Here is a 20,883-nt window from a genome sequence, read left to right on the forward strand (position 1 = left end):
GGCGGGTGCGGTCTACTGCTCTGACCCGCACTGAGGAAGGAATGTGACAGGTGGACGAAAGTTCTTCGTTGACGGACCTGACGGATCTGACGGAGCGCTTCGAGGAGCACCGCAGTCATCTGAGGGCGGTGTCCTACCGGATGCTGGGTTCCCTCAGCGAGGCCGACGACGCCATCCAGGAGACGTGGCTGCGGCTGGAGCGCACCGACGCGAGCGAGATCGAGAACCTCGGCGGGTGGCTGACGACGGTGATCTCCCGGGTGTGCCTCAACATGCTGCGTTCGCGCGAGGCGCGCCGTGAGGACCCGGTGGAGCGGCTGGAGACGCGGATCCCGGACCCGCTGATCGGCTCCGAGCGCCGGATCGACCCGGAGCAGGAGGTGATGCTGGCCGACTCGGTGGGGCTGGCGCTGATGGTGGTGATGGAGTCGCTGTCGCCGGCGGAGCGGCTGGCGTTCGTCCTGCACGACATGTTCGCGGTGCCGTTCGAGGAGATCGCCCCGCTGATCGAGAAGACCTCGGCGGCGACCCGGCAGCTGGCCAGTCGCGCCCGCCGAAAGGTGCAGGGCCAGGCCCCGGCTCCCGACAAGGACCTCGCGCGCCAGCGGGAGGCGGTGGACGCGTTCTTCGCGGCCGCGCGGGACGGGGAGTTCGAGGCGCTGCTGTCCGTGCTCGACCCGGACGTGGTGCTGCGTTCGGACGGCGGGGTCGGCGGGGCGCTCACCGTGGTGCTCACGGGTGCGCGGTCGGTGGCGGGCCAGGCGGTCACGTACAGCTCGCTGGTCCCGTTCGTACGCCCGGCGCTGATCAACGGCGCGGCGGGGGTCGTGGTGGTCCGCAAGGACCGGGCCGTGTCGGTCATGGCCTTCACGGTCGTGGAGGGGCGGATCGTGGCGATCGACGTGCTGTCGGATCCGGAGCGCCTGGGGGTGCTGGACCTGACGGCCCTGGAGGGCTGACGGTCCGCTGTTACCGGGGCCCGGGCCGTCGCCGGCCCCGGCCCCGGTCTCAGACCAGGGCCAGGACGGCGGCGGCGGGGGCGGCGTAGATCAGCGGGAAGGCGACGTGGGCGTAGGAGCGGGCGCGCAGGACCGTGATGACGGCGCCGGTGAAGTAGAGGACCAGGCCGATCGCGGCGGCGATCCCGATGGCGGGGACGGCGAAGCCGGCGAGGAGGCCGAGGGCTCCGGCGACCTTGCAGGCGCCGAGGAAGTTCCACATGCCGCGCGGGACGCCGTACTCGGCGAGCGGGTCGGTGACGAACTTCGCGCCGCGGAAGATCGAGAAGCCGGAGAAACCGGCCATGAGGGCGGCGACCAGGGTGATGACGGTGGCGGTGGTGGACATCGCGGGCTCCTTCGGGGCGGTCTGTTTCGGTGTCGTCGTCGCTCTCTCGCGTCCGACACCCCTTTGACCCGCCACCGCGCACGGATGTGACGGCCCGCGGAAAATATTTTCGCCGGACCCGGACGGCGCCTGTCCGGTCCCGCGGGACGCCCCTGATCGACCACGATGCGGATGCTGTCCGGTCTCGCTCAAGGTGAGGCAGCGTGAGTGTCTGACCTGGGGTGCCTCAGTTTGAGCGAGACGGGGGCGGATTGGCTGTCTCGCTCAATCCGAGGTGTCGCGCTGAGAGTCCGAGGTCGTCTGCGTAGGGGCAGCGGCTACCAGCAGCGCGGCGAACACGAGGGGAGCGGCTGTCTGGTACCCCATCCAGATTTCACCCCCGGCGCTGCTGCCCTGCCGCGCCATCAGAAAGCCGGTCAGGGCCGTCAGCACCCAGCCGCTGTCGTAGGCAATCATGAACTGCGTGTAGGTGCGCATCGACCGGCTGCGCGTGTATCTGATCTCGATGCCGCCGCCGATCAGCAGGGCCACGCCTGAGACGACCATCAGCCAGGCCGACGTGCCGAGTAACCGGCCGAGTGGGGCAGCGCCGGCGATGTAGACAGCGGCGAGCAACACCTTGAAGGCGCCGTCGGCGATGGCGCCCACCGTCTGGCGGGTCACCCGCGGTGCCACGGCCTGGGCCATGAGCGTCCTCCTCAAAGCTCGTCCCGACTGGTTCCGTAACGAGATTACGGCAATAATCAAACTATGAGAATGACGAGAGCGGAGGCCAAGGAACGCAACCGCCGCGCCTTGCTGGACGCTGCGTTCCAGGTCGTGTCCCGGGACGGATACAGGGCCCGGCTTGATGAGATCGCCGAACGCGCCGACCTGACCACCGGCGCCATCTATTCACTGTTCGGGAGCAAGAACGGCCTGGTGGTCGCCCTGGTCGCGGACTACCTGCGGCCGTACTACGAGGAGATCGAGCAGGCGGTTCCCGCCGGACTTGACCTACTGGAAGCGGTCGACGCCTTTGCCCGGCACTACCGGCGCAGTTGTGACGCCCCGGACGCGCTGTCTCACCTGTCGCTCCAGATCACCTTGCTGGACATGGCCCTGCATGACCCGGAGCTGGGGTCCCAGCTCGCCACGTCCATCCGGTCGCAGGAGGACCATCTGATCGCGCTGTTCACCGGAAGGTCGCACAACGGAAGCGTCGTGACGTTGCGACAGGCGCAACGCCTGACCACCGCGCTCAGGGCACTGTTCGTCGGCCTCAGCCAGGGCGTCCCCCTCGGTCTTGCCCCTGGTGCCGACGAGCAGTACTTCGCCGACGCTGCCCGGGCACTGGCATCCGGGGTGTCCCTCATCGATCACGATGCGGATGCTTCGTGACGGCCGGTCAGGATGAGGCGTCTTCGGGTTCACCGTCGTGAGTCAGATCTGCGACGACTTCCACCAGGCCGACAAGGCCGTTGCGGAGCCACGGGCGCGTGATGCCTCGGGGGCGGTGGTCCAGGCGGAATGCTTGCTCGAACTCGATTTGGGTGGTGCCGGTGAGGTGCGCGAGCCGGGGAAATTGCGCTGACCCGGTACGACGGGAACACCCGAACCTGCCCGACCGTCTCGAAGCGCACCGGCCGCACCACCTCAAGCGGCCCACCATGTGACCCGCCCCGGCTGTCGACGTACTCCAGCCAGAAGTCCCCTGCCTCCACCAGCCACCCCCACTCGGCGCGCTGACCAGCCGTGACGACCGTAGAAGGCTGAGCGGACCGCTGCCTCAGGTTGACCGAGACACCGCACCGAATCCCCGAGATTGAGCGAGACGTGTGACCAGATGCCGTGACGGGCGGTCATGGACGGGTGCTCCTGGTGGGTACTTCCGCAAGCAAGCGCTTGCAATAGTTAGCAAGGTGCGGCAGGATCGGAGCATGGCATCGCTCAACGTCGGGAACCTCGGCGAATACCTCCGCGAGCAGCGGCGGCAGGCCCAGCTGTCGCTGCGGCAGCTGGCCGATGCGGCCGGGGTGTCGAACCCGTACCTGAGCCAGATCGAGCGCGGGCTGCGCAAGCCGAGCGCGGACATCCTCCAGCAGCTGGCCAAGGCGCTGCGGATCTCCGCCGAGACCCTGTACGTGCAGGCCGGGATCCTCGACGAGCGGGACCGGGACGAGGTGGAGACGCGCGCCGTCATCCTCTCCGACCCGTCGATCAACGAGCGGCAGAAGCAGGTGCTGCTCCAGATCTACGACGCGTTCCGCAAGGAGAACGGGTCCGACGACCCGGCCGCCGACGACGCGGTGCACCCTATGAACTGACCGGATCCGGGAGGACCCGCACATGGCCATCGCCGATGACCTGAAGAAGACCCTCACCGACCCCACCCCCCTCTACTTCGCCGCCGGCACCGCCGACCTGGCCCTCCAGCAGGCCAAGAAGGTCCCCGGCCTGATCGAGCAGCTGCGCGCCGAGGCCCCGGCCAGGATCGAGGCCGTGCTCGACACCGACCCGAAGGTCGTCCAGGAGAAGGCCAAGGTGGCCCAGGAGGCCGTCACGGCCCGGGTCGTCGAGGTCTTCGGGGCGATCGACCCGAAGAAGCTCGGCGAGACCGCCCAGGACCTGGCGCTGCGCGGAGTCGGCGTGGCCGCCGAGTACGCCGTACGGGCCAAGGAGACCTACGACAAGGTCGCCGAGCACGGCGAGCAGGCCGTGCGCGCCTGGCGCGGCGAGGTCGCCGACGAGATCGTGGACATCGCCGAGGCCGTGGAGCCGGAGCCGGCCGCGGCGCCCGCCCAGGACGCGCCGGCCGAGGCCGCCGCAGAGGAGAAGCCCGCCGCGAAGAAGCCCGCCGCGCGCCGCGGCGCGGCCAAGAAGGCCTCGGCCGAGCCGGCTGCCGAACCGGCCGCCGAGCCCGCCGACCAGGGCTGACCGGTCCGCGGACGGACCGGGCACCCGCGGGGTGTCCGGTTCGTTCTCGTTTCGGAAGGCGGCTCGGGCGGTAGCGTGGAGTCAGAAGTGCTGGATGCGAGAAGGCGGTCGAGACGATGCTGATGCAGGGGTTCGATAACGGGGTCCTCCCGTTGCTCGGCTACGCGATGCTGGCGCTCGCCGTCGTGGCCTTCGTCCTCGCGCTGATCGCGCGCGAGGACGCGTACCGGGCGGCGGACAAGCAGACCAAGACCTTCTGGCTGGTCATCCTGGGCGTCACGGTCCTCGTCGACTTCTTCCTCGGGATGCTGTTCCTGCAGATCGCGGGCCTGGTGGCGTCCATCGTGTTCTTCGTGGACGTGCGCCCCGCCCTCAAGCAGGTCTCGGGCGGCGGCCCCCGCCGCCGGGGCGGCAGCAGCAGCGACGGCCCGTACGGCCCCTACAACGGCGGCCGCTAGTCCTCGGTCACCCGCCGGCGCGGGAGAGCAGGACCACGGCGACGTCGTCGGTCAGCTCGCCGCCGTTGAGGCGCCGCGCCTCGGTGACGGACGCCTCCAGCAGCCCCTCGCCGCTGAGCCCGTCCTCCAGATGCCGGTTGATCATGTCGACCATGCCGTCCTGGCCGAGGCGCTCGCGGCCCTCGCCGATCCGGCCCTCGATGAGGCCGTCGGTGTAGAGCATCAGGCTCCAGCTGCCGCCCAGGTCCACCTGCCGGCGGGGCCAGCGGGCCCGGGGCAGCAGACCGAGCGCCGGGCCGCTGTTCTCGTACGGCAGGAGCCGCGCGGCGCGGCCGGGGCGGGAGACCAGCGGGGCCGGATGGCCGGCCAGGCACAGGCCCGCGCGGCGGCCGTCGGGGGAGATGTCCACCGTGCAGAGGGTCGCGAAGATCTCCTCGCAGGGCCGCTCCACCTCCAGCACCTCCTGGAGGGTGGCCAGCAGGTCGTCCCCGCACAGCCCGGCCAGGGTCAGGGCCCGCCAGGCGATGCGCAGCTCGACGCCGAGGGCGGCCTCGTCGGGGCCGTGGCCGCAGACGTCGCCGATCATGGCGTGGACGGTGCCGTCGGGGGTGCGGACGGCGTCGTAGAAGTCGCCGCCGAGGAGGGCCCGGCTGCGGCCGGGGCGGTAGCGGGCGGCGAAGCGGAGGTCGGAGCCGTCGAGGAGGGGGGTCGGGAGCAGTCCGCGCTCCAGACGGGCGTTCTCCTGGGCCCGAAGTTTCGATTCTGCGAGCTTGTACTGCGCGATGTCGGCCCGCTTTCTCTCCACGGCGTAGCGGATCGCGCGGCTCAGCAGCCGCCCGTCGAGCTCGTTGCGGAAGAGGAAGTCCTGGGCGCCGACGCGGACGGCCTCGGCGGCGCGCTCGGCGTCGGCCTCGGCGGTGAGCACGAGCACGGCGTGGCGGGGGGCGATCCGAAGGACCTCGCGCAGGGCACCGAAACCGTCCTCGTCCGGGCCGGGCAGGGCCAGGTCGAGCAGTACGCAGTGCACGTCGGGCGTGAGCAGCCGCTCGGCCTCGGTGAGGTTGCGGGCGGTGCGGAGCCGGATGCGCTGGCCGTCGGCGTCGAGGATCTCGGGGACGGTGAGACCGCCCGCGGGGTCGTCCTCGATCACCAGCAGGGTCAGCGAGGCCGCCGCCGCGGTATGCGGGGTGGGGCTGCTGCTTTCCGTGGCGGGGGTTTCCCTCTGCCGCGGTACAGGTACGGGCATCGTCTCCGGTTCCTTGCCTCCCCCCGGAAGTGCGCTCATGCGGCCGACCCTAGCGGGAGGGGGTGGGGCAGCGGAATGCCGATGTGAGGGGTGCCGACGCCATATGCCCCTATCCCGGCGGAAACTCGACGCCGCGGGATGACGAACGTCACCACCCGGCGTGGTCCGATCGAGACCCCGGTCACATGGCACGGGCCGGGCGCCGCCGCGCGGGGCGAGCTCCCCTGCGCTCCGCACCCGGGCGCGCTCGAACGCCGCGCGGGCTGGAATTCCGCTGCGTGGTATCCGGCCCGCCACCGCTGGGGGCGCGCCCGGTCCGTACCCCCGCCCGGCCAGGGCTTACGGCTTACGCGTCGGGCCGGACCACGGCCTTGATCGGCATCGAGCCGGCGCCGGCCATCGTCACGTTCCGCCCCGGCCGCGGCGCGTGCACCATCGCCCCGTCCCCGACGTACATCCCGACATGGCTCGCGTCGTCGAAGTAGATGATCAGGTCCCCCGGCCGCATGTCCTTCAGCGCGACCTTCGGCAGCAGCCGCAACTGCTCCTGCGAGGTGCGCGGGATCGGCCGCCCCGCCGCCAGCCACGCCTGCGAGGTCAGCCCGGAGCAGTCGTAGGACGCCGGACCCTCCGCGCCCCAGACGTACGGCTTGCCCATCTGCGCGGTGGCGAACTGCACCGCCCTCTTCCCGGCCTCCGAGGCCAGGCCCTTCACGTCCTTCATCGCGCCCGACGACAGCCACGCCGTCTGCGCCTGGTACTGCGCGTCCTGCTCCAGCTGGATCAGCCGGGCCTTCTCCTCGGCCTCCAGCCTGTTCTCCAGGGCCTCCGCCGCCTTGATCTTCTCCTCGATCTCCTTCTTGGCGGCTTCCTTCTTGACCCGGTTGTCCTCCAGCTTCTGCCAGATGGCCGCCGCGTCCTTCGCGTACCGCTCCAAGTCCGCCTGGGTGCGGTTCAGTTCGCCCAGCAGGTCGGTGGTGGCCTTCTCGCCCTGCCGCAGCCGGCCCGCCCCGTCCAGGAAGTCGGACGGGCTGTCGCTCAACGCGAGCTGCGCGCCCGGCGGCAGGCCGCCCGAGCGGTACTGGGCGCGGGCGGCGGCGCCCGCGCGGGCCTTCAGGGTGGCGATCCGGTCCTGGCCCGCGACCACCTGCTTGGCGATCTCGACGATCCGCTCGGACTGCGCCTTGGTCTCGCTCTCCGCGAGGTTGTAGGCGTCCGTCGCGCTGCCGGCCTGGCGGTAGAGGTCCTCCACCTCCTTGCGGACCTGCTCCAGGGACTTGGCGCCCGGCTCCGGCGCGGGCGCCGCCGGGGCGGACGGCGCGGTGGGGGCCGCCGGGGCCGCGTACGCCGTGCCCGTCACGAGTCCGGGGGCCGTCAGTATCGCCATCGCGCACAGCAGCGTCAGGGCTGATGCTCCCCGCCGGCGCGACGACGCTCGCTTCACGGTCCCCATGGCTCCCCCAGGCGCCCGAGTCAGAACCGACGTCACCTGACATCAGATCTGACTATTCATCAGTAACTTGGCACTGTCTCCGGGATGGTGCCACGAACCGGCGAATTCCAACAGCCTCCGGATTCCGCTCCGATCATGACCCGACACGCACCGTCCCTCCCAGACGACTCAACGGGCCGTTCCCACCCCCGGTTCCCCGCCGCCCGAGGTTCACCCCGCCGGGCGCAACGCCTCCCAGCGCACCGTCAGTTCCCCCTGCCTCCACCGCACCGGCCCGTCCGCCAGCGGCCAGTCACCGGCCAGCGCCCGCGCCGTCCGGATCCACCGCTGCCGCGCCCCGTACGAGGCGTACGGCGCGGCCGCCGCCCACGCCCGGTCGAAGTCCCGCAGGAACGCGTGCACCGGCTCCCCCGGCACGTTCCGGTGGATCAGCGCCTTCGGCAGCCGCTCCGCCAGGTCCGACGGCCGCTCCAGCGAACCCAGCCGGGCCGCGAACGTCACCGTCCGCGCCCCCTCCGGCCCCAGCGCCACCCACACGTGCCGCCGGCCGATCTCGTCGCAGGTCCCCTCCACCAGCAGCCCCTCCGGGGCCAGCCGCGCGCACAGCCGCCGCCAGACCTCCTCGACCTGCTCCTCGTCGTACTGCCGCAGCACGTTCGCCGCGCGGATCAGCGCCGGACGCTCCCCGCCGTCCAGCGGCACCTCGAAGCCGCCGTGCCGGAAGCTCAGCCCCTCCCGTTCGTACGGCTTCGCCCCCGCCACCCGCGCCGGCTCGATCTCGATCCCGACCACCCGCACCCGCGGCGCCGCCTCCCGCAGCCGCGCCAGCAGCTCCACCGCCGTCCACGGCGCGGCCCCGTACCCCAGGTCCACGGCGACCGGAGCGTCCGCCCGGCGCAGCGCGGCCCCGTGCACGGCGGCGATCCAGCGGTCCATGCGGCGCAGCCGGTTCGGGTTCGTCGTCCCGCGCGTCACGGTGCCCACGGGGCGCTTCGGAGGTGGCGGAGTGCTGCGGGAGACCATGCGCCGAGCGTAAGCGGAGCGCCCGGCCCGCAAAAAAATCCGGCGTCCCGGGGAGGAACTTCCCGCCCGCCGGAATGCGGGGGACGGCCATCCGGGTTGCACTCCTTGCAGGGCGCCGCGTGCGCTCCCGCAGCCATGCCGTCAGGCGTGCCGCCCCACCGGCCCGCCCCGGTCCGCCGTCCGCGCGATCCGAGCGAGAGGAACTGCTCCCTTGAGCCAGTACGTGTCCCGCCTCGGCGGCAGCATCAGCGGCCGCATCGCCGCCGCCCGCGGTGCCCGCCAGGACGCGCCCCGCCTGCGCCTCCCGGCCGTCGGCCACCACCGCAAGCCCCGCCGCGTGGCCATGCTCAGCGTGCACACCTCACCGCTGCACCAGCCCGGCACCGGCGACGCCGGCGGAATGAACGTCTACATCGTCGAGCTGGCCCGCCGCCTCGCCGCGATCAACATCGAGGTGGAGATCTTCACCCGGGCCACCACCGGCGGCCTCCCGCCGGCCGTCGAGCTCGCGCCCGGGGTCCTCGTCCGGCACGTGGACGCCGGGCCCTACGAGGGCCTCGCCAAGGAGGAGCTGCCCGCCCAGCTGTGCGCCTTCACCCACGGCGTCATGCAGGCCTGGGCCGGCCACCGACCCGGCTACTACGACCTCGTCCACTCCCACTACTGGCTCTCGGGCCACGTGGGCTGGCTCGCCGCCGAACGCTGGGGCGTCCCCCTCGTCCACGCCATGCACACCATGGCCAAGGTCAAGAACGCCGCGCTCGCCGAGGGCGACACCCCCGAGCCCGCCGCCCGCGTCATCGGCGAGACCCAGATCGTCGCGGCCGCCGACCGGCTCATCGCCAACACCGCCGAAGAGGCCGACGAGCTCGTACGCCACTACGACGCAGACCCCGGCAAGGTCGCCGTCGTCCACCCCGGCGTGAACCTCGACCGCTTCACCGTCGGCGACGGCCGCGCCGCCGCCCGCGCCCGCCTCGGCCTGCCGCAGGACGCCGTCATCCCCCTCTTCGCCGGCCGCATCCAGCCCCTCAAGGCCCCCGACATCCTGCTCCGCGCCGTCGCCGAACTCGTCGACCGCGACCCCGCCCTCCGCCGCCGCCTCTTCGTCCCCGTCGTCGGCGGCCCCAGCGGCAGCGGCCTCGCCAAGCCCGAGGGGCTGCAGAAGCTCGCCGCGAAGCTCGGCATCACCGACCTCGTGCACTTCCACCCCCCGGTCGCCCAGGACGGCCTCGCCGACTGGTTCCGGGCGGCGTCCGTGCTGGTCATGCCGTCGTACAACGAATCCTTCGGGCTCGTCGCCATCGAGGCCCAGGCCGCCGGCACCCCCGTCCTCGCCGCCGCCGTCGGCGGACTCCCCGTCGCCGTCGACGACGGGGTCACCGGCATCCTCGTCCCCGGCCACGACCCCGTCGACTACGCGCGCGCCCTGCGCCGCTTCGTGGACGAACCCGGCCTCACCGACCGGATGGGCGCCGCGGCCGCCCGCCACGCCCAGCACTTCGGCTGGGACACCGCCGCCAGCGGCACCGCCGACGTGTACACCGCGGCGATGCATGATCACCGCCGTCGCGTACGCTCCCACCATGGCTGACACCGCCGCGATCATCGAGTCCACGCTGGCCGGCGCCGAGCTGAGCTGGGAGAGCCCCGAGCCGGGCACGTACGTCGTCCAGCTCCCCGGCACCCGCAAGCTGAGCACCACCTGCTCCCTGCGCATCGGCCGCCACTCGCTCTCGGTGAACGCCTTCGTCATCCGCCACCCCGACGAGAACGAGGCGGGCGTCCACCGCTGGCTGCTGGAGCGCAACCTCAAGCTGTACGGGATGGCGTACGCGGTCGACCCGCTCGGCGACGTCTACCTCACGGCGCGGCTCCCGCTGTCGGTGATCACCGAGGAGGACCTGGACCGCCTCCTGGGCACGGTCCTCGAAGCGGCGGACGGCGCGTTCAACACCCTCCTGGAACTGGGCTTCGCGAGCGCGATCCGGCGCGAGTACGAATGGCGCACGGCGCGCGGCGAATCCACCCGCAACCTGGACGCCTTCAAACACCTGACCCGCCCCAGCTGAGCCCCTCCCCTTTTGACGCGCCGCTCGCACGGCTCGGCCGCGAGCGGCCTCCCCGGCTTCGCGCCGCTGCGCCGGCCTCCGTCCGCCGGTTGTGGGGCGGGGCCGCTGCCCCTGGCCGGGCCCGGCCGTCCCCTGCGGGTCCGTGCCGCTGCGCGGAGCGGTCCCCTACCCGCCCTTCCACCGTTCCCAGGGGCGCCGCCCCTGACCCCGCGCCTCAAACGCCGGCGGGGCTATAGGAGGCGGACTCCGCGCCCGCGCCTCGTGCTGTGACCGGGAAGGTTCGCCGGGTTACTCGTTGTGCTGCTTGGAAATGCGGACGAGGACACCGTCCGCGATGTGACTGGAGAACCCGCAGGTGGGCGGCCCGGAACAAGGTCGAGCCGTGCTTCACGCCGACCTACGCCTCCTGGGCCACCATCGAGGCGCACTTCGGACCGCTACGGCAGTTCACCCTGGCCAACTCGAACCACCCCAACCACACAGTCCAGACGCGCGCCCTGCACGCCTACCTGCGCTGGCGCAACCAGAACGCCCGCCACCCCGACGTCGTCGCCGAGGCTACCGGCCCGGGCTCCCGAGCGGTCAGCGGCACCGCCGACGTGTAGCCCTGGGGCGGACGTGACGTCGAAGAGCGGAGGCCGTTCGCGCGCCTTCGTGCTCCGTACGGGCCGTCCTCCCGCCCATACGGATCACACCGGGGAGCCGACGGCGGCGGCGCGTGGTCGGCTGGGCTCGGCTGGTCGCGGTCCCCTGACCGCCGGCCGTACACCCCAGACGAAGGAGTCCCGATGTCTCGTCGGCATGTCCCGGCCGTCCTCGGCCTCATGGCGGGCGCGCTGGTGGCCGTCCCGGCCCCGGCCGCTCACGCCGCCCCGGTGGAGGTTCGCTGCTCGGTGCCGGACCTCCTCGCGGCGATCAACGCCGCGAACAGCTCACCGGGACCCGACACGCTCCGGCTGGCGCACAAGTGCACGTACAAGCTGACGGCGGCGGACCCCGTGAACCCCGGCAACGGGCTGCCGGTGATCACCAGCGAGATCACCATCGACGGGCAGGGGGCCACGATCAAGCGGGATGACCGCGGGAACGACGTGCCGAAGTTCCGGATCATCTTCGTCGGCCCGACGGGAAACCTCACCCTCACCCGAACGACGATCAGCGGCGGCTTCGCCGCGGACTGCCCTGCTTTCCCCGACCCCCCTGGCCTGGCCTGCGGCGGCGGCATCTCCAACACCGGGACGATGAAGGTGACCCGCAGCAAGATCACCGGCAACACGTCCAAGTCCGACGTGTTCGCCCAGGGCGGCGGCATCGACAACCCGGGCACCGGAAGCCTGAGCGAGACCGAGGTGACCGGAAACCACGTTATTTACAGCGGCAGTGACCTCGGCGGCGGCGCCGCGGGCGCCGCGATCGCCAACGACGGTCCGCTCACGGTCACGGACTGCGAGCTGACCGGGAACACCGCGACCGTCACCAAGGACACTCAGAGCTTCGCCTTCGGGGCTGGCATCATCAGCTTCGCGGAGACCACCGTCGAGAACACGCTCGTCAGCAAGAACCGTTCCTTCGCCCCGGGCGGGTTCGCGCGCGCCGCCGTCTCCAACGGCATCCCGGCGCCCGGCCGAATGACCATCACCGGCGGCGCCATCAAGGACAACACCTCGGACGCTCCGCACGGTTTCGCCCAGGGCGGCGGCATCGCGAACAACGCCCTGATGACCGTGAGCGGTGTGAAGATCAGCGAGAACCGGGCTGTCGCCGAGAAGGGCACGGCGCGCGGTGGCGGCGTCCGCGTGGGCCCCTTCGGCACGCTGGACCTGACCGACAGCCGCATCATCGCCAACAGCGTCAAGGCACCGGGCGGCACGGCTCAGGGCGGCGGCATCGACAACCCCGACGGCGGCACCCTGACAGCCAAGCGCAACGAGGTCCGGCACAACACGGTCACCGCCAAGGACGGCACCGCGCAGGGTGGCGGCCTCTACCACGCCAGCGGCGCCACAGGGCTGGGCACCACCACCCTGGAGGAGAACACCATCACCCACAACCGGGCGGGCGACGGCGGTGGCATCTTCAAGGCGTCCGGCGTCCTCGCCCTGAACGGCGATACCGTCCGCGACAACCAGCCGAACAACTGCAGCCCGGCCGGGGCGGTCCAGGGGTGCACCGGCTGACGGCCCTCCGGCGCCCGGCCTGGCTAGTGCCGTGCCGGGCGCCGCGATCCGGTGAACCTTTCCGGTCACGGCACCAGGTCCTGTCTGACAAATGATCTCTCGGGTGGAACGCCTGGGTCACGCCGTGCGTTGTCAGCGCATGCTGCGCTTACTCACAAGCCCGCTCGTCGTACTCGTCATCGTGATACCGCTGTTCCTGCTGGCGTTGTTGCGGAAGGCGGTTCGGCAGGGTCAGCAGCGGGGTTGGCTCCCCGGCCGTTTGGCGGAACGCGAGTTCGGAAGCAGAGGTGTGGGTGCGACCGCCACCGAAGAACTCCATGCCCTGATCTATCCGAGCAAGCGGGTCCAGCTGGAACAACGCCGCATCGCGCTGGTTCTACGGGATGACGAGCAAGACGGCGCTCCCAAGAAGACAGGGATCGATCTCGACGCGGGCACCGCCCGGATCCACCGAAGTGGCCGGTCAGCCTGAGCTGGGGAGCGACGCTCGGGGCAGGAAGTCACGAGTCGCAGTGGCGGAGCCCCAGGGTCTTTCAGCCGCGCCGGCGTCTGAGGTGGGAACGGTGGAAGGGCGGGGCGGGGAGACGGCTCCGTGCAGCGGTACGCGCCCGCAGCCGGTGGCTACGCCTCAGCCGGGGCAGCCGCCGGGGCCGGCGCGGCGGAGTCGGACACCGCCCCCGCGCCGGACGCGGCGGCGGCCCCCGCCCCCACCGGGAGCCCCCGCATCAGGACCCAGTACCCCACCGCCGCCAGGCTCCCCAGCGCACCCGTAGCCCCCCAGAGCCACCCGGCCCCCCACCGGTCGATCACGAACCCCGCCATCAGCGGAGCCACCAACGACGCCACCGCCCACGACATCGAGTACATCCCCTGGTACCGCCCCCGCCCGTGCACCGGCGACAGCCGCACCACCAGCCCCATCTGCGTCGGCGAGTTCACGATCTCCGCCAGCGTCCACACGCACACCGTCAGCGCGTACGCCCACAGCGGCCCCGCGAACGCCGTCATCGCGAACCCGTACCCGGCCAGCAGCGCCGACACCACCAGCAGCCGCCGCGGGTCCCGGTGCTCGATGAACCGCGTCACCGGCAGCTGCAGGACCACGATCAGCACCCCGTTCGCCGCGATGACCAGCCCGTAGTCCCCGGGCGAGAACCCGGCCGCGCCCATCGCCACCGGCAGCCCCACCGAGCCCTGCGTGAAGATCAGCGAGATCAGGAACGACAGCCCCACGACCCCCATGAACCGCCCGTCCCGCAGCACGGTCCCCAGCCCGACCTCGGCCTCCGCCTCCGCCACCGAGCCCCCCGCGCCCGGCTCCGGCCGCGATTCCGGCAGCTTCACGAACACCAGCACCGCGCACAGCAGTGTCAGCGCCGCCTCGCCCAGGAACCCGGCCAGGTAGCTGTACTCGGCGACCAGCCCCGCCACCAGCGAGCTGACCGCGAAGCCCAGGTTGATGGCCCAGTAGTTCAGGGCGAAGGCCCGTACCCGGTCCTCCGGCCGGACGATGTCCGCCATCATCGCCTGGACCGCGGGCCGCGACGCGTTCGAGGTCATCCCGACCAGCAGCGCCACCGCCGCGATCGCCGCCGGGTGCTCCATGAATCCCAGCAGCGCCACCGCGCCGGCCGTCGAGGCCTGCGCCGCCAGCATCGTCGGCCGCCGGCCCAGCCGGTCGGCCATCACCCCCGCCCCCAGCGACGAGAGCACCCCGCCCAGCCCGTGCAGGGCGGCCACCAGTCCCGCGAAGGAGGCCGAATAGCCCCGCTCCAGGGTCAGGTACAAGGCCATGAAGGTGGCGACGAAGGCCCCGAGCCGGTTCACCAGCGTGCTCGCCCACAACCACCAGAACGCGCGCGGCAGACCCGACACGCTCTCCCGGGCCGACCGACTCAGACGGGCAACGGACATAAGGATTCCCCCGGGCGATGTAAGCGTCACTGATCCGCCCGGCACGTTACGAGAGGGCCCCGCCGCCCGCCACTCAATTGACGCCGGGCGTCAATCGGACGGCGCCCCTGACCGCGCCCGGACCGCGCGCGGGCGGCCCGGCGCGTCCACTAGGCTCGTACGCATGGCCGACGCACCGTACAAGCTGATCCTCCTCCGCCACGGCGAGAGCGAATGGAACGCGAAGAACCTGTTCACCGGCTGGGTGGACGTCAACCTCAACGAGAAGGGCGAGAAGGAGGCGGTCCGCGGCGGTGAGCTGCTCAAGGACGCCGGCCTGCTCCCCGACGTCGTGCACACCTCCCTCCAGAAGCGCGCCATCCGCACCGCGCAGCTGGCCCTGGAGGCCGCCGACCGCCACTGGATCCCCGTCCACCGCTCGTGGCGCCTGAACGAGCGCCACTACGGCGCCCTCCAGGGCAAGGACAAGGCCCAGACGCTCGCCGAGTTCGGCGAGGAGCAGTTCATGCTGTGGCGCCGCTCGTACGACACCCCGCCGCCGGCCCTTGAGGACGGCACCGAGTTCTCCCAGTCCGCGGACCCGCGCTACGCCTCGATCCCGCCGGAGCTGCGCCCGCGCACGGAGTGCCTCAAGGACGTCGTCGTCCGCATGCTCCCGTACTGGTACGACTCGATCGTCCCGGACCTCCTCGACGGCCACACCGTCCTGGTCGCCGCTCACGGCAACTCCCTGCGCGCCCTGGTCAAGCACCTCGACGGCATCTCCGACGCCGACATCGCGGGCCTGAACATCCCCACCGGCATCCCGCTCTCCTACGAGCTCGACGCCGACTTCAAGCCCCTCACCCCGGGCGGCACCTACCTCGACCCGGACGCCGCCGCGGCCGCCATTGAGGCCGTCAAGAACCAGGGCAAGAAGAAGTAACTTTTGTGATCACGCCTCCCACCTGCGCGTACGGCGCGGGTGGGAGGTGTTTTCGTGTGCGGTCCGAGCGCCGCATTCGGTGCAGGCCGCGGGGGCGGGCGCCGCGGGCACGGTCATCCGTGGAGGTCTCGTCGCCTCGACGTGCCGGGACAGGACATGCCCGAAGCGTTGCTGGCGCCGCAGTTCGAGGGCGTCCAAGTGGTGTATGCGGCCAACGCCCGACGAGGTCCAGGCGGTGACGCCCGTACCCAGCACAGAGCAGATCAGTGCGAACCACACGAGGGTGTCTGTCACTGCGGGTCCTCTCCGGTGGAGGTGATCAGGGGGAGCGCGCTTCGGGCTCCCGGCGACATCTCGTCATAACGTCTCGGCATATGCCGAGTTGCGCTGCGTCAGCCGTTTGCCGCCACGCGGCCCCGGCTGTGCCCGACGGCGAGCCGGCGGCGTACGCGCCTTCCCCGATTCGGGGGCGCGCGGGAGGGTGTGAGCGCCGTGGTGCGGCTCAGTGCGCGGCGTCGCCCGGCCGTCCGATGATGTGACCGCAGCGGGCGGGGGCGCCTGTCGTGGACGCGCGATCCGATCGAGCCCGATCGAACCGATCGGGCGCCGTCTTCCCCGCTTCGAGCTGGAAGGATCGCCGTGCCAACCGGGTGCGGACCGGTGGCCCGACAGGTTTGCCGGTGAGCGTAGAACCGATAAAAGACACCGGTCAACGCTCCTTTACTTCGCCAGCGTCACCTGGACGGAGCACACCCTCGCCGGTATCCGGAGCGTTGGGTGGACTATGACAAGTGCAAAGCACACAGCAATGTTCCCGAGGGGCGCACAGAGCGACGTGCGGGACGGTCAAACCCGGGCCGCAAAGGTGGGGAAATGGACGTACACGCCCGTCTCGCCGGGCTCGGCCCTGGAGAAGGGCGCGACCCTTCAGCACGAGGGGCTGGAGGTCGACCTCCACTACTCGTCCTCGATCTTCGAGGACTTCCTGGACGTGGTGTACCGGATCCAGAACGAGTTCAACCGAAGGTTCCACGAGGCCGCGCCGCTCAAGACGTCGGTCGCCGAGCGCTCCGGGCAGATGTTCCGTGAATGAACAGTACGGCCATTACGCCCCGCGCCCGGAGCCCACCGCGTTCCTGCCGGAGTCGGACCAGGAACAGCACACCGCCTACGGCCGGCCGCTCTTCGGTCTGGGTGAGGCGATGGCCCCCTGGGATCCGTCGGAGGAGCTGGCCTATCTCTGCCAGGAGGCCATGGCGCCGAGCCGGGCAGAGCCGGCCGACCCGGTCGCCTTCGGCGAAACCGGTGAGACGGTCAGCGGCGCCGGCCTCGCCTCCGGGCTGTCCGCCGGCTTCACCTCGGGCCTGTCCTCCGGCTTCACCTCGGGCCTGTCCTCCGGCCTGGACGGCGGGGGGCTCTCACCGGGGGCCGGCCAACGGCCCCGCACACCGGGTCCGGGCGGGCACCGTCGGGGGAGCCCGGCGAAGGCGCCGGTGGTGGCCCTGCTGCGCACCGGAAGCCTCTGCACCGCCGTCCTGGTCGCCGTCATCGCCGCCGTGGTCAGCATGTTCAGCGGCCTGGCCATCTGTGAGGCACTGCGCCACAGCGCCGGACCGCGGACCGCGCACGACGTGGCCAGCTGGTGGCCCCTGCTGATCTACGGGCCCTGGATGGTCGCCTCCCTGTCCATCCTGCGGGCCGCCCTGTACCAACGCCGGGCCGTGCACTCCTGGTCGATCGTCCTGCTGTTCTCCACCCTGGCCACACTGCTCTGCGTGGCCCAGGCCCCGAGAACGCTCGCCGCGCAGGCGGCGGCCACCCTTCCGCCCATCGCCGCGCTGGCCTGCTTCCAGCAACTCGTCCGGCAGATCACCCTGACGCGCCCGCCGAGGCAACCCGCCCCACGGCACCGCAACCGCCGGTCCCCCCAGCTCCGGCCGCCGGCCACGGCGGGCGGCCCGGACGCCCCGCTCCCCGACTACTCGATGAGGGACCGGAGGGACTCACTCCGCGCCTCCAGCGGATACCGGTTCCGCTACGGAGCATGAGGGTCCGGGCACGGGGCCGGCCGGGTCCGCTCGGCCCGAGGACGAAGAACCCGAGGACGAAGAAGGGGACGGGCAAGGGGTCCTGCGGCTGACCGGTGCGCGCCCGGGGCGGAGCGGTGGCGGGGGAGTCCGCGGCGGCAACTCCGCGGAGCGCGGCGTCGCCGCGACTCGACGCGATGCTGTCGAGCGTCGCTAACTTCTCGGACACCTCGGGCCTTCCCGGACTTCAACCAACGTGATCACGTGCATCTCAGGAACGAAGATCAAAGCCCGTAGGTCACGGGGTGTGCACAGTCTCAGTCCTACGGGTCTCCCGCGCTGACCAGCCGCGCCCCGGCTCCGGGGGGCCCGCACCACCCCCAGGGACCCCCGGCCGGCCGCGTCCGCGACGCGCTCCATCCACTCCACCCAGACCGAGAGGGCGACACCATGACCCACGAGCTCACCCACGCCGAGCGCATCCGGTACAAGCGGCGCCAGGACGCGGCGTACCAGGCCGGTGAGGAAGCCGTCACGAACCTTCGGGCCGCGCTCGCGCTCGCCGGTCTGACCCTTCCCTCGCTGTGCAACGACGGGCCGCTGGGCTGCCGGGGCTTCGTCCGGCTCGGCGGGTGCGGCGTCGACTTCGCCAACCGGCTCGCCGAGGTCGTCGCCGCCGGCGCCCGCGCCCTGGAAGGCCGGAAGCCGTGAGCCCCGCGGCCGAGCGGGGGGCATCCGGCTGGTGACGGGTCCGCAGGAGATCGCATGAACGCGTGGCAGGCCGACCCCTACCGGTTCCCCGGCTTACGGGGGTACGCCGAGGAAGCCGAGGCCCAAGTTCCCCCCACCCCCTTGTCCGGCCCGCTCCCCGCCCCGGACCGCCGGCCGGGCGTCCCGGACACCGCCGGCAGCCGACGCCTCGACCTGCACGCGTGCCTGACCGTCGCAGGCATCGCGCCGCGCGCCGGCGACCTGCACGCCATCGACGTGCTCTCCATGGTCGACGACACCACCTACGCGGCCCTCCGGCGATGGATCACCGGTACCCCCTGACCGAGCCCTGAACCGGCCCCGCGGCCCTGCCGCCGGTCTCCGGCAACACGGAACGAATGCGTACATAAACGGCCTGGTCGGCCGTTACGGGCCGCAAACGGACGTCCGGCCCTGCGCGTTGGGCCGAACAGGTGGTGCTCGCCATGCGGGTGCCCGGCATATTCGGCCGCGTATGCACAATGCGTTCTGTCGAAGTCGGCCGTGGGGCGCGTAGCCTGCGCGAGCTCAGGAGCTGGAGGTACACCGCCCATGGCGGGGAACGGACATCCCACGGTCAGGAGGCGTCGCCTGGGCGCCGAGCTCCGGCAGCTCCGCAAGGCGGCAGGTATGACGTCGACGCAGGCGGCGGGACATCTGCTGGTGTCCCAATCCAAGATCAGCCTCATCGAGACCGGTCGCCGCCCCATCAATCCGCGGGACGTGCGCGATCTGTGCCGACTCTACGGAGTCTCCGACCAGGACGTCGTCGACTCGCTGATGCGGACGGCGAGGGAATCGGGGCAGCAGGGATGGTGGGTCTCCTGCGGCGACGTCCCCTACGGCGTCTACATCGGGCTGGAGACGGGGGCCTCCTCCATCCACACCTACGAGCCGCTGGTCATCCCCGGCCTGCTGCAGACCCGTGCGTACGCGGCCGCCCTCATCGCCGAAACGGTCCCCCGCATCACGGACGAACAGGCCGCCGTCAGCCTGGAGGTGCGGCTGCGGCGCCAACACCGGGCGCACCACCCCGCCCGCCCCTTCCGCTTATGGGCGGTCCTGGACGAATCCGCACTGCACCGGACGGTCGGCGACCGCGAGATCATGCGCCAACAGCTGGAGCACCTGAACACCCTCAGCGCCCAACCGCACATCACCGTGCAGGTCCTCCCCCACAGCGCCGGAGCCCACGCCGGCCTCCTGGGACAGTTCTCCATCCTCGGGTTTCCCGAGTCCGACGGGGGAGTCGTCTACCTGGAACGCTTCACCAGCGATCTCTACCTGGAGAAGTACACCGACCGGTACCCGTACCACATCATGTACGACCACCTCCAGGCGCAGGCGCTCAACCCCGAGGACACGCGGCACTTCATCAACGACATCATCAAGGCGTTCCAGGGAGCGCCGGCGGTGAGGCTTGGGATCACGCAGAACCGGTGATCGCTTCCCGTCCCCCAGTGCTCGCGGTGTGAAACCGTACGCGCAAGGGCCCCGTCCGGTTCTCCGGACGGGGCCCTCCGGGCTGCGCGGGTGGCGGTGGCCGTCAGCCCCCGCACTGGCAGGGGGCTCCGGACTGGCAGCCGCAGCCGCAGCCGGAGCCGCAGCCGCAGGCCGCGAGCAGAGGGAGGCGCAGGGGCTCCGGACGGGGCGGCTGCTCCTGCTCCGGGGTGATGGGGACGGGGGAATCGGGCATGAATCCTCCTCGCAGGCGGCGTACGGGACGTCGTAGTGCCTTCGCCTCATTCATGCCCAGCCACACCGGCGCGTCAACGGCGCATTGGGGCGCGGAGCGCCCCCCCGCTCAGATGCCTTCCACCTGCGTCGGCTGCTGCAGCTCGTCCGCGTGCTCACCCGTCACCAGGTAGACGACGCGCTTGGCCACCGACACCGCGTGGTCGGCGAACCGCTCGTAGTAGCGGCCCAGCAGGGTGACGTCGACGGCCGTCTCGATGCCGTGCTTCCAGCGGTCGTCCATCAGGTGCTGGAAGAGGGTGCGGTGCAGCTGGTCCATCTCGTCGTCGTCCTGCTCCAGCTGGAGCGCCAGGTCGACGTCCTTCGTGATGATGACCTCGGCCGCCTTCGCCATCAGGCGCTGCGCCAGCTGTCCCATCTCCAGGATCGTGGCGTGCAGGTCCCGCGGCACCGCACGGTCCGGGAAGCGCAGCCGGGCCAGCTTCGCCACGTGCTGCGCCAGGTCGCCGGAGCGCTCCAGGTCCGCGCTCATGCGCAGCGAGGTGACGACGATGCGCAGGTCGGTCGCGACCGGCTGCTGGCGGGCCAGCAGGGCGATGGCGCGCGCCTCCAGGTCGTGCTGGAGGTCGTCGACCTTCTGGTCGGCCGCGATGACGCTCTCGGCGAGCTTCAGGTCGGCGTCCAGCATGGAGGTCGTGGCCCGCCCGATCGCGGAACCGACGAGCCGGGCCATCTCGACCAGGCTCTCTCCGATCGAGTCCAGTTCCTCGTGGTACGCGTCGCGCATGTGTCCTTCTCCTGCCTGCTTGCCTACTACTCGCTACTGCTGCGGCGTGGTCCGTCGTGCCCCACGTTGACACGTTCGGCCGCCAACGCGTCC

The 20,883-nt window shown here is 71.6% G+C and carries 24 protein-coding genes and 1 pseudogene; 17 read left to right on the top strand and 8 right to left on the bottom strand.

What is annotated here, in order from left to right; translation table 11 throughout:
* Positions 1-50: 50 nt before the first annotated feature.
* Positions 51-959, top strand: a complete 909-nt coding sequence (locus AB0F18_RS06385) for a sigma-70 family RNA polymerase sigma factor (protein WP_362055580.1) — start codon at positions 51-53, stop codon at positions 957-959.
* Between the two features lie 49 nt (positions 960-1,008).
* On the opposite strand, the gene AB0F18_RS06390 is transcribed toward AB0F18_RS06385, so the two are convergent.
* Both AB0F18_RS06390 and AB0F18_RS06395 read right to left on the bottom strand, forming a co-directional pair.
* Positions 1,009-1,347: a DoxX family protein gene (locus AB0F18_RS06390; protein WP_362055582.1), complete on the bottom strand. Its 339-nt coding sequence runs from the start codon at positions 1,345-1,347 to the stop codon at positions 1,009-1,011.
* A 264-nt stretch (positions 1,348-1,611) separates the two neighbouring features.
* Entirely contained in the window at positions 1,612-2,034 is a 423-nt protein-coding gene (locus AB0F18_RS06395; protein WP_362055584.1) for a hypothetical protein, read from the bottom strand.
* A gap of 69 nt (positions 2,035-2,103) precedes the next feature.
* On the opposite strand from AB0F18_RS06395, the gene AB0F18_RS06400 reads away from it, so the two are divergent.
* The 5 genes from AB0F18_RS06400 (at position 2,104) to AB0F18_RS06420 (ending at position 4,721) form a co-directional block, all read left to right on the top strand.
* Positions 2,104-2,727 (top strand): TetR/AcrR family transcriptional regulator, encoded by a 624-nt coding sequence (locus AB0F18_RS06400; RefSeq protein WP_362055586.1) that lies wholly within the window; start codon positions 2,104-2,106, stop codon positions 2,725-2,727.
* Between the two features lie 37 nt (positions 2,728-2,764).
* Entirely contained in the window at positions 2,765-2,920 is a 156-nt protein-coding gene (locus AB0F18_RS06405) for a hypothetical protein (protein WP_362055588.1), read from the top strand.
* Between the two features lie 346 nt (positions 2,921-3,266).
* Positions 3,267-3,653 (top strand): helix-turn-helix transcriptional regulator, encoded by a 387-nt coding sequence (locus tag AB0F18_RS06410; RefSeq protein ID WP_362055589.1) that lies wholly within the window; start codon positions 3,267-3,269, stop codon positions 3,651-3,653.
* Positions 3,654-3,675: 22 nt separating this feature from the next.
* Entirely contained in the window at positions 3,676-4,263 is a 588-nt protein-coding gene (locus AB0F18_RS06415; protein ID WP_362055591.1) for a hypothetical protein, read from the top strand.
* A 116-nt stretch (positions 4,264-4,379) separates the two neighbouring features.
* Positions 4,380-4,721 carry a DUF2516 family protein gene (locus tag AB0F18_RS06420; protein ID WP_362055593.1) on the top strand — a complete coding sequence of 114 codons (342 nt, stop codon included), beginning with the start codon at positions 4,380-4,382 and terminating at the stop codon, positions 4,719-4,721.
* A gap of 7 nt (positions 4,722-4,728) precedes the next feature.
* Here the strand turns inward: AB0F18_RS06420 and AB0F18_RS06425 are convergent, their stop codons facing one another.
* The 3 genes from AB0F18_RS06425 to AB0F18_RS06435 all read right to left on the bottom strand — a co-directional run bounded on the left by AB0F18_RS06425 (position 4,729) and on the right by AB0F18_RS06435 (position 8,443).
* Entirely contained in the window at positions 4,729-5,967 is a 1,239-nt protein-coding gene (locus AB0F18_RS06425) for a fused response regulator/phosphatase (protein WP_362055725.1), read from the bottom strand.
* 346 nt (positions 5,968-6,313) lie between these two features.
* Positions 6,314-7,420 (bottom strand): NlpC/P60 family protein, encoded by a 1,107-nt coding sequence (locus AB0F18_RS06430; RefSeq protein WP_362055594.1) that lies wholly within the window; start codon positions 7,418-7,420, stop codon positions 6,314-6,316.
* Between the two features lie 210 nt (positions 7,421-7,630).
* A complete protein-coding gene (locus AB0F18_RS06435; RefSeq protein ID WP_362055596.1) occupies positions 7,631-8,443 on the bottom strand; it encodes a class I SAM-dependent methyltransferase in 813 nt (270 codons plus the stop codon).
* A 211-nt stretch (positions 8,444-8,654) separates the two neighbouring features.
* Between AB0F18_RS06435 and mshA the strand changes: the two genes are divergently transcribed.
* From mshA to AB0F18_RS06460, 5 genes and pseudogenes are all read left to right on the top strand, one after another.
* Positions 8,655-10,037: a D-inositol-3-phosphate glycosyltransferase gene (gene mshA, locus AB0F18_RS06440; protein WP_362055598.1), complete on the top strand. Its 1,383-nt coding sequence runs from the start codon at positions 8,655-8,657 to the stop codon at positions 10,035-10,037.
* Positions 10,030-10,515 (top strand): YbjN domain-containing protein, encoded by a 486-nt coding sequence (locus AB0F18_RS06445; RefSeq protein WP_362055600.1) that lies wholly within the window; start codon positions 10,030-10,032, stop codon positions 10,513-10,515. The genes mshA and AB0F18_RS06445 overlap by 8 nt, the downstream gene beginning before the upstream one ends.
* A 338-nt stretch (positions 10,516-10,853) precedes the next feature.
* Positions 10,854-11,069 (top strand): annotated as a pseudogene (locus tag AB0F18_RS06450) (IS630 family transposase); the annotation flags it as partial.
* 234 nt (positions 11,070-11,303) lie between these two features.
* Positions 11,304-12,692, top strand: coding sequence for a hypothetical protein (locus tag AB0F18_RS06455; RefSeq protein ID WP_362055602.1), 1,389 nt, complete (start codon positions 11,304-11,306; stop codon positions 12,690-12,692).
* Positions 12,693-12,795: 103 nt separating this feature from the next.
* Positions 12,796-13,164, top strand: a complete 369-nt coding sequence (locus AB0F18_RS06460) for a DUF6191 domain-containing protein (protein ID WP_362055604.1) — start codon at positions 12,796-12,798, stop codon at positions 13,162-13,164.
* 149 nt (positions 13,165-13,313) lie between these two features.
* On the opposite strand, the gene AB0F18_RS06465 is transcribed toward AB0F18_RS06460, so the two are convergent.
* Positions 13,314-14,606, bottom strand: a complete 1,293-nt coding sequence (locus AB0F18_RS06465) for an MFS transporter (RefSeq protein ID WP_362055606.1) — start codon at positions 14,604-14,606, stop codon at positions 13,314-13,316.
* Positions 14,607-14,769: 163 nt separating this feature from the next.
* Between AB0F18_RS06465 and AB0F18_RS06470 the strand changes: the two genes are divergently transcribed.
* The 6 genes from AB0F18_RS06470 (at position 14,770) to AB0F18_RS06495 (ending at position 19,751) form a co-directional block, all read left to right on the top strand.
* Entirely contained in the window at positions 14,770-15,531 is a 762-nt protein-coding gene (locus tag AB0F18_RS06470) for a phosphoglyceromutase (RefSeq protein WP_362055608.1), read from the top strand.
* A gap of 865 nt (positions 15,532-16,396) precedes the next feature.
* Positions 16,397-16,624 (top strand): hypothetical protein, encoded by a 228-nt coding sequence (locus tag AB0F18_RS06475; RefSeq protein ID WP_362055610.1) that lies wholly within the window; start codon positions 16,397-16,399, stop codon positions 16,622-16,624.
* Complete coding sequence (locus AB0F18_RS06480; RefSeq protein ID WP_362055612.1) at positions 16,617-17,579, top strand: DUF2637 domain-containing protein; 963 nt, start codon at positions 16,617-16,619, stop codon at positions 17,577-17,579. Before AB0F18_RS06475 ends, AB0F18_RS06480 begins: the two co-directional genes overlap by 8 nt.
* Positions 17,580-18,008: 429 nt before the next feature.
* Complete coding sequence (locus AB0F18_RS06485; protein ID WP_362055614.1) at positions 18,009-18,269, top strand: hypothetical protein; 261 nt, start codon at positions 18,009-18,011, stop codon at positions 18,267-18,269.
* 141 nt (positions 18,270-18,410) lie between these two features.
* Positions 18,411-18,611, top strand: a complete 201-nt coding sequence (locus AB0F18_RS06490; RefSeq protein ID WP_362055616.1) for a hypothetical protein — start codon at positions 18,411-18,413, stop codon at positions 18,609-18,611.
* 249 nt (positions 18,612-18,860) lie between these two features.
* Positions 18,861-19,751, top strand: coding sequence for a helix-turn-helix transcriptional regulator (locus tag AB0F18_RS06495; protein ID WP_362055618.1), 891 nt, complete (start codon positions 18,861-18,863; stop codon positions 19,749-19,751).
* Between the two features lie 103 nt (positions 19,752-19,854).
* Here the strand turns inward: AB0F18_RS06495 and AB0F18_RS06500 are convergent, their stop codons facing one another.
* Both AB0F18_RS06500 and phoU read right to left on the bottom strand, forming a co-directional pair.
* Complete coding sequence (locus tag AB0F18_RS06500) at positions 19,855-20,004, bottom strand: hypothetical protein (RefSeq protein WP_167344738.1); 150 nt, start codon at positions 20,002-20,004, stop codon at positions 19,855-19,857.
* Between the two features lie 108 nt (positions 20,005-20,112).
* Positions 20,113-20,790 carry a phosphate signaling complex protein PhoU gene (gene phoU / locus AB0F18_RS06505; protein WP_079429026.1) on the bottom strand — a complete coding sequence of 226 codons (678 nt, stop codon included), beginning with the start codon at positions 20,788-20,790 and terminating at the stop codon, positions 20,113-20,115.
* Between the last annotated feature and the right edge of the window lie 93 nt (positions 20,791-20,883).

The organism is Streptomyces sp. NPDC029216 (assembly GCF_040648015.1).
In the GTDB taxonomy this organism is placed as follows: domain Bacteria; phylum Actinomycetota; class Actinomycetes; order Streptomycetales; family Streptomycetaceae; genus Streptomyces.

Excerpts from the sequence above, each read along its gene's own strand:
- AB0F18_RS06500 (WP_167344738.1), bottom strand. The coding sequence starts at position 20,004 with ATGCCCGATTCCCCCGTCCCCATCACCCCGGAGCAGGAGCAGCCGCCC.
- AB0F18_RS06395 (WP_362055584.1), bottom strand. The coding sequence starts at position 2,034 with ATGGCCCAGGCCGTGGCACCGCGGGTGACCCGCCAGACGGTGGGCGCC.
- AB0F18_RS06495 (WP_362055618.1), top strand. The coding sequence starts at position 18,861 with ATGGCGGGGAACGGACATCCCACGGTCAGGAGGCGTCGCCTGGGCGCC.
- AB0F18_RS06465 (WP_362055606.1), bottom strand. The coding sequence starts at position 14,606 with ATGTCCGTTGCCCGTCTGAGTCGGTCGGCCCGGGAGAGCGTGTCGGGT.
- AB0F18_RS06425 (WP_362055725.1), bottom strand. The coding sequence starts at position 5,967 with ATGCCCGTACCTGTACCGCGGCAGAGGGAAACCCCCGCCACGGAAAGC.
- AB0F18_RS06420 (WP_362055593.1), top strand. The coding sequence starts at position 4,380 with ATGCTGATGCAGGGGTTCGATAACGGGGTCCTCCCGTTGCTCGGCTAC.
- AB0F18_RS06485 (WP_362055614.1), top strand. The coding sequence starts at position 18,009 with ATGACCCACGAGCTCACCCACGCCGAGCGCATCCGGTACAAGCGGCGC.
- AB0F18_RS06410 (WP_362055589.1), top strand. The coding sequence starts at position 3,267 with ATGGCATCGCTCAACGTCGGGAACCTCGGCGAATACCTCCGCGAGCAG.
- AB0F18_RS06430 (WP_362055594.1), bottom strand. The coding sequence starts at position 7,420 with ATGGGGACCGTGAAGCGAGCGTCGTCGCGCCGGCGGGGAGCATCAGCC.
- phoU (WP_079429026.1), bottom strand. The coding sequence starts at position 20,790 with ATGCGCGACGCGTACCACGAGGAACTGGACTCGATCGGAGAGAGCCTG.
- AB0F18_RS06445 (WP_362055600.1), top strand. The coding sequence starts at position 10,030 with ATGGCTGACACCGCCGCGATCATCGAGTCCACGCTGGCCGGCGCCGAG.
- AB0F18_RS06435 (WP_362055596.1), bottom strand. The coding sequence starts at position 8,443 with ATGGTCTCCCGCAGCACTCCGCCACCTCCGAAGCGCCCCGTGGGCACC.
- AB0F18_RS06400 (WP_362055586.1), top strand. The coding sequence starts at position 2,104 with ATGACGAGAGCGGAGGCCAAGGAACGCAACCGCCGCGCCTTGCTGGAC.
- AB0F18_RS06455 (WP_362055602.1), top strand. The coding sequence starts at position 11,304 with ATGTCTCGTCGGCATGTCCCGGCCGTCCTCGGCCTCATGGCGGGCGCG.
- AB0F18_RS06415 (WP_362055591.1), top strand. The coding sequence starts at position 3,676 with ATGGCCATCGCCGATGACCTGAAGAAGACCCTCACCGACCCCACCCCC.
- AB0F18_RS06390 (WP_362055582.1), bottom strand. The coding sequence starts at position 1,347 with ATGTCCACCACCGCCACCGTCATCACCCTGGTCGCCGCCCTCATGGCC.
- AB0F18_RS06470 (WP_362055608.1), top strand. The coding sequence starts at position 14,770 with ATGGCCGACGCACCGTACAAGCTGATCCTCCTCCGCCACGGCGAGAGC.